The 6,742-nt window shown below is 43.8% G+C and carries 5 protein-coding genes and 2 pseudogenes; all 7 read left to right on the top strand.

Going from position 1 to position 6,742, the window contains the following annotated elements:
* A pseudogene (locus QUB37_RS22705) lies at window positions 1-513 on the top strand (IS4 family transposase); the annotation flags it as partial.
* A gap of 243 nt (window positions 514-756) precedes the next feature.
* Window positions 757-1,560: a septum site-determining protein MinC gene (gene minC, locus QUB37_RS22700; protein ID WP_333166392.1), complete on the top strand. Its 804-nt coding sequence runs from the start codon at window positions 757-759 to the stop codon at window positions 1,558-1,560.
* Window positions 1,561-1,862: 302 nt separating this feature from the next.
* Window positions 1,863-2,669 (top strand): septum site-determining protein MinD, encoded by an 807-nt coding sequence (gene minD / locus QUB37_RS22695; RefSeq protein WP_333166390.1) that lies wholly within the window; start codon window positions 1,863-1,865, stop codon window positions 2,667-2,669.
* 216 nt (window positions 2,670-2,885) lie between these two features.
* Window positions 2,886-3,257 carry a cell division topological specificity factor MinE gene (gene minE / locus QUB37_RS22690; RefSeq protein ID WP_333166388.1) on the top strand — a complete coding sequence of 124 codons (372 nt, stop codon included), beginning with the start codon at window positions 2,886-2,888 and terminating at the stop codon, window positions 3,255-3,257.
* A 620-nt stretch (window positions 3,258-3,877) separates the two neighbouring features.
* Window positions 3,878-4,453, top strand: a complete 576-nt coding sequence (locus tag QUB37_RS22685) for a TerD family protein (RefSeq protein ID WP_333166386.1) — start codon at window positions 3,878-3,880, stop codon at window positions 4,451-4,453.
* A 12-nt stretch (window positions 4,454-4,465) separates the two neighbouring features.
* On the top strand, window positions 4,466-5,068 hold the full coding sequence (locus QUB37_RS22680) for a TerD family protein (protein ID WP_333166384.1): 603 nt from the start codon (window positions 4,466-4,468) through the stop codon (window positions 5,066-5,068).
* Between the two features lie 123 nt (window positions 5,069-5,191).
* Window positions 5,192-6,555: pseudogene (locus tag QUB37_RS22675) on the top strand (TerD family protein).
* Window positions 6,556-6,742 lie beyond the last annotated feature (187 nt).

The following is a 6,742-nucleotide window of genomic DNA, read 5'->3' as shown; positions in this document are numbered from 1 at the left end:
ACAATCCGAAAAACCGCACCAGTTACGGGGTTTAATTTGGCAGGTAAGTGGCTGGGTAAATATCGAAATATTACTACAGAAGAACCTTGGTATATTCTGACAAGCTTGGCAAATATACAAGCAGCAGTTGATGCTTATGCAAAAAGATTTGGAATTGAAGAAATGTTTAGAGACTTTAAGGGTGGAGGATATAACCTAGAAAGGACTAATCTCACGGGCGAGCGATTGAGTAAATTATTAATTCTGTTATCACTAGCATACTTGAAGAGTATAATCCAAGGGATAGAAATTAAGTCAAAGCAAGTTCAAGAATATCTAAGCAGAAAAACAGAAAGTCACAGAAAATATGCTAGACATAGCACTTTTTATATTGGACTTTGGGGTGAATCATGGGTCGATTTGATGTTTAGTAATTGGCAGGTTGTTGTTGAATTAATGTCTTTGTCTCCACATAAACTACCTAATTATCAACAAGGCATAAGAGCTATGAGGCTTATTCTATCAGCGTTATAGACGACTTGTCGCCCCGACAGGAACTTCTCTCATACTCTCTTCCGATCTCTTAATTCTCTTTCTCTGTGCCCTCTGCGCCCTCTGCGGTTCATCAAAACAAAATCTTGTTCACAAACGAAAGAGAATTGCCCTAGCTGCCGTTAAAAATAAAAAAACAAGACTTTTCCCTCCAAATGCTGAGGCAAAAGACGACTCAGGCTAATATTGATGTTAACCTGTCCCTACCCGAGATCAAACTGTCCCATGACACCCGATGCCTCCCCCGGAGCCGCTGCTGCCGCCCCTCAATCAACACCCGAAGTCAGCTTAGAGTTGCAAGTCCGACTCAAGACAGAAGATGGACAGCTACTGTTGCTACTCCCCCCCGAAACCAACAGCGAACCCGGAACAACCGCAGCCTCGACTTGGACTGAACTTTGGCAGCAGCTAAAAGTCAGACTGAATGCAGGAGAACGCTTTTGGCAGGCAAATGCCGAAGTACAATTGATGGCGAACGATCGACTTTTAGATATCCGCCAACTACAAGAAATCGCTGATGCCCTCTCCGAAGTGGAACTGCAACTCAAACGAGTCCACACCAACCGCCGCCAAACCGCCGTTGCCGCAGCTACAGCAGGCTATTGTGTAGAACAGCAGCCTCCGGTTTCTTCCCTGAATAAAGCCGCCGCTGAAAAACCGCAATCGCTGGCGGAACCTTTATATTTGCAGATGACAGTGCGATCGGGCGTAGAAATTCGTCATCCAGGCACCGTCGTACTTTTGGGAGACGTAAATCCCGGCGGCTCAGTCATCGCCGGAGGCGATATCCTAGTTTGGGGCCGTTTGCGGGGAGTGGTGCACGCCGGTGCTGGTGGCAACACCAAAAGCGTGATTATGACCTTGCAGATGGAACCGATGGTGATTAGGATTGCTAAGTATGTTGCCAGAGGTCCAGAAACCTCACCCGCTCAGTTTTTCCCGGAAGTCGCCTATGTGACGCCTCAAGGGATTCGGATCGGTAGAGCCTCTGATTTTGACAAATCGCAGTTAGTCGGGGGTAATGAGTAATCGGTAATTGGTAATGGGTAATTAGTAATACTTTTCTCTTTAAGCCGGCACTTGATAATTTTGACCTTGGCTAAATCAGTCATTAAAGGACGATTTAAAATTTAAGTGCAAATTTATAGAGAATTAGTAGAACAAGGAGAGTTGAGAGTGTTGAGCTAATTCACTGAATAACAGATGGCTGCCAAATTACCCAAGAATAATTGCTAATTATCAACCCAAAGTAAGACAAATTACAATTACCAATTACCAATTAGCAATTACCAATCACCAATCACCAAGTCCCAATAAATCTAAAATCGCTTATGGCTCGCATTATTGTTGTTACATCAGGCAAAGGCGGGGTAGGAAAAACCACCTCCACAGCCAATCTCGGCATGGCTTTAGCTAAGCGGGGGCGCAACGTTGCCGTAATAGATGCCGATTTCGGTCTCAGAAATTTAGACTTGCTGCTGGGCTTAGAAAATCGGATTGTTTACACGGCCCTAGAAGTTCTCGCTGGAGAGTGCCGATTAGAGCAAGCTTTGGTGAAAGATAAGCGACAGCCGCGCTTGGTGCTGTTGCCGGCTGCCCAAACTCGGATGAAAGATGCCATCAGCGCTGAGCAAATGAAGCAGCTTGTGGGGATGTTGGGAGCAAAATACGACTATATTTTGATCGACTCTCCTGCTGGAATTGAACAAGGTTTTCAAAATGCGATCGCCCCGGCCCAAGAAGGGATCATTGTCACCACTCCCGAAATCGCTGCTGTCCGCGATGCCGATCGAGTCATCGGGCTGCTGGAAGCCAACAACGTCAAGAAAATCAACCTGATCGTCAACCGGATTAGACCCGCAATGGTGCTGGCAAATGATATGATGTCGGTGCAAGACGTGCGGGAAATCCTCGCCATTTCGCTGTTAGGCGTCGTTCCCGACGACGAGCGCGTCATCGTTTCCACCAACCGAGGCGAACCATTAGTATTGTCGGAAACGGCCTCTTTAGCTGGAACTGCCTTCGACAATATTGCCCGCCGCTTAGAAGGCGAAAAAGTTGAATTTCTCGATCTAAATCCCCGTCCCGAAAACTTCTTTACTCGCCTCCGCAAGTTCTTAAATACTAAAATTATGTGATGTGCTTATTGGCGATCGATCTTTAACAGCAGCGACCGCATCACAAAAACTAGCCCAAATTTTCCCCCAGTTACACCAGTTCCCAAAAAGAATGAAAGTGTCGCCCAGCTCCAAACCAGACGGGAATCACTGATTCCCCAATCGAAAATCGAAAATCGAAAATCGAAAATGGTATGACCTTTTCTATGCCTAACCCTTGACAAAACAGCCCGACCCATGATACATACACTTCTCGAACGACTTTTCCCGCGCACCCCTGACAACAGCCGCGACGAGGTAAAACGGCGCCTCAAACTGGTTCTAGCCCACGATCGCTCAGAACTCAGCCCAGAAATGGTTGAGTCGATGCGCCGAGAAATTCTAGAGGTGGTGTCTCGTTACGTGGAAATCGATACCACCGGGTCTGAGTTCTCGCTGGAGAGCGACCAGCGGGCTACAGCACTAATTGCAAATCTCCCGATCCGGCGAGTCAGGCTGGAACATCCACCGGAGAATGTTCCTCAGAATTTGCCCCCGAATCGGCCCGAGAATCGACCCGAATATGTACCGGAGTATGTAGTAGAAATTCTCCCCGAAACTAGAGAGTGATAGGGATTGAGATTTTATTGTCAGGCAAAGAGTTCGATTCGAGCTGATCGGCATTTAAATTAAACTATAGCAACCGCTTTCGTCGGTTAGAAAATAGACTACAATTAGTGGCCAGTTTTGCAGAGCGATCACGCCGACTTTTGGGCACAAACTGTACATTTATACCTTTTTGATCAGGTCATTCCAGCGATCGAGTTAAATGGCATGAAGAAAATCGAAGTTGCTCAAGCGTTGGGAATCCGTCGCAACACCATCGACGCCACAAGTCGATGGTATTGCAACGCAGGAGACTTCCCAGCGGAGCGCCTTGTGGAAACGGCCTGGTAATGGTCACGGGCATCACAAAACAGAGCCAAGTTCCGAGAGTTCAAAATACACAAGCACAATAACCCAAGCTGAGATTACACAACTGTGGGAGGCAGGGCATGATTGCTTTGTACTCATACAAAAAAAATAATTAAGAGTTGTAACCCCTATTGACATCGGCACAGTTAGCTAATATTCTTATTATTTAAGATTTAAAATTCTCCAACTATTTCCAACAAAAACTTAATAAAGTTTTCCAGTCCGCGCCTCCCTCCATAACCACTTCTAATTCTAATAAAGAGGAAGATTGAATCATGGCAGTATCTCTGACAAAAGGACAACGGGTATCGCTTGAAAAAATTTCACCCGGTCTCTCAGAAGTATTCGTAGGACTGGGATGGGACGTTAAAGCTACAGACACGGGTTCTGACTTTGACCTAGACTCATCATTGTTCCTATTAGGTGCTAACGAAAAATTAATTTCTGACAACCACTTCATTTTTTATAACAATCTCACAAGTCCAGATCCCGACAAATCAGTGCAGCACCTGGGAGATAATCTCACGGGGGCGGGCGAGGGGGATGATGAAGTTATCAAAATCAACCTCAAAAAAGTGCCTAATGATGTCCAAAAAATTCTTGTAACTGTAACCATCCATGAAGCACAGCAACGCCGTCAAAATTTTGGTCAGGTGCAAAATGCCTTCGTGCGGCTCGTTAATGCCCAAACACAACAGGAAGCTGTTCGCTATGACCTTGTAGAAGATTATTCCATAGAGACCGCACTGATCATGGCTGAACTTTACCGGAAAGACGGTGAGTGGCGTCTCAATGCAGTGGGAGCAGGCTATCAAGGTGGTTTGCAAGCATTACTCGATCGCTATAGCTAAAAGGTAAAACACATGGGAATTAACCTACAAAAAGGACAGCGCATCTCGCTTTCCAAAGAAGCGCCAGGGCTAACAAAACTTATCTGCGGATTAGGCTGGGATGTGGCGAAACGCTCCGGTGGAGGTTTGTTTGGGGCTTTTAGCAGTGCTCCAGATTATGACTTGGATGCCTCAGTGATTTGTTTAGATCGAAATGACAAAGTGAATGATATGACCAATATCGTTTATTTTGGCAATCTCTCCCACCGTTCAGGAGCTATTACGCATCTAGGTGATAATCTGACTGGAGCGGGAGAGGGAGATGACGAGCAAATTCTCGTCGATTTATCTCGAATTCCCGCGCAAATTGTCAAACTGGTTTTTACAGTTAACATTTACGATTGCATTGCACGCAAGCAAGACTTCGGACAAGTTCAAAATGCGTTTGTGCGTTTGGTTAATACGTCTAATAATCAAGAGCTCGCAAAATATAACCTATCAGGTTCTGAATACAAAGGCATGACGGGGATGCTGATGGCAGAAATTTACAAGCATAATAATGAGTGGAAAATGGCAGCCATCGGTAACGGTGTTAAGGTTAATGGGTTACAGGAACTTGTGAAAACCTATGCTTAACAACTCCTTCGGTACATAGATGCTCCTTACTTCCTGGAATCAGAAGTGGACAACAACGATCGAAACCTTTTTTTGTTGACAATAGCTAATCAGCCGAATTTACATTGAAGGAAAACCAATAGAATGGGAATCCAATTAACCAAAGGTGAAAGGTTAAATCTTTCTAAAGCTGCTCCCGATTTAAAACACGTGGCGATTGGCTTAGGTTGGGATGTGAGTCAGGTTGGCCCAAGCTATGATATTGATGCTTCTGTGTTTATGTTAGGTGCTGCCGGCAAAATAATTCATGAAAAATACTTTGTATTCTATAATAATCTGAAATCACTGGATGGCTCTTTAAGACATTCAGGAGATAACAGAACTGGGCAAGGCGAAGATGATGATGAGACGATCTACGTAGATTTGACAAAAGTCAAGATTGCTATTGAGCAAATAGTTTTTGTTGTCACTATTCACGAAGGGCTGGAAAAAAATCAAAATTTCAGCCAAGTTAAAAATGCGTTTATCAGGCTTTACAACCAGGAAACAGGAGTCGAGTTAGCTCGGTACGATTTAAAAGAAGCTTTTTCTCAAGAGACAGCGTTGGAGTTTGGCAGATTGTATAGAAAAGATTTGGCATGGAGATTTCAAGCAGTAGGAGAAGGCTATAATGCCGGCTTGCAAAGTTTTGTAGATCGGTATTTTGTTGATATTAAACAGGAAGAGAAGAAAGTAGACAAGCCTGTCTTAACTCCTGAACCTGAAAAAGAAACCAAACAGCAACCTATTGATATTACAAAAAAAGCAGATATAATCCTTTTAAAAGCAAAAGTAGATATTTGTCTTAAAAAGAAAGGGATTGAGGGTATCCTAGCAAGAGTCGCTTTGGTTTTGGATATTTCTGTATCTATGAGCCATCAATATAGTTCTGGTGCAGTGCAAGCGTTCCTTGAAAGAATAGTTCCAGTAGCTAGCAGACTAGATGATGATGCCACTTTAGATGTTTGGTTTTTTGGCTCAACATTCAAAAGAACAAGATCGGTGACGGAGACAAATGTTGATGGCTATATCACAAAAGAAGCCGGCGCAATGAAGAGAGCTTTACTTGTTTTTAAAATGCCTTCTCTGATGCTGGAATTAGGCGGGGGAAACAATGAAAGTTTGGTAATACAAGATGTCATAAAGAAGTATACTCAGGAAAAGGCTAGTAAACTGCCTACATTATTGTTTTCCTCAGTGATGGAGGCGTTACTAATGAGCCAGAAATTAAAAAATCTATAGTTGAAGGTGCAAAATATCCGATTTTTTGGCAATTTGTGGGATTGGCTGGTTTTAACTATGGAATTCTGGAAAGACTAGATAGTATGGGTGGCCGGCTGGTTGATAACGCTAACTTTTTTCATTTAGACGATTTGGGAAAAATCACTGATGAACAATTGTATGAAAGACTGCTGAATGAATTTCCCGCTTGGATTAAGCAGGCCAGATTGAAAGGAATATTAAAATAGGGAAATCGGAGCATTTTGTTGGAGACTGTGGCAACTATCAACTCAACCCATAGCCTTAGCTAAAATTAGCTCAAATTAACAAGAATACTACGATAAAAAATTCCTACAATCAGTCAATGTCTCTGTACGATCGCCTAGACCTAACCAAACACAATCGCAAGCTAAAACTCCCCCTTTCTCAACGGCT

This window comes from Microcoleus sp. AT3-A2, assembly GCF_036705685.1.
Lineage (GTDB): Bacteria > Cyanobacteriota > Cyanobacteriia > Cyanobacteriales > Microcoleaceae > Microcoleus.
This window is presented reverse-complemented; position numbering and strand designations above follow the sequence as displayed.

Excerpts from the sequence above, each read along its gene's own strand:
- minC (WP_333166392.1), top strand. The coding sequence starts at position 757 with ATGACACCCGATGCCTCCCCCGGAGCCGCTGCTGCCGCCCCTCAATCA.
- minD (WP_333166390.1), top strand. The coding sequence starts at position 1,863 with ATGGCTCGCATTATTGTTGTTACATCAGGCAAAGGCGGGGTAGGAAAA.
- minE (WP_333166388.1), top strand. The coding sequence starts at position 2,886 with ATGATACATACACTTCTCGAACGACTTTTCCCGCGCACCCCTGACAAC.
- QUB37_RS22685 (WP_333166386.1), top strand. The coding sequence starts at position 3,878 with ATGGCAGTATCTCTGACAAAAGGACAACGGGTATCGCTTGAAAAAATT.
- QUB37_RS22680 (WP_333166384.1), top strand. The coding sequence starts at position 4,466 with ATGGGAATTAACCTACAAAAAGGACAGCGCATCTCGCTTTCCAAAGAA.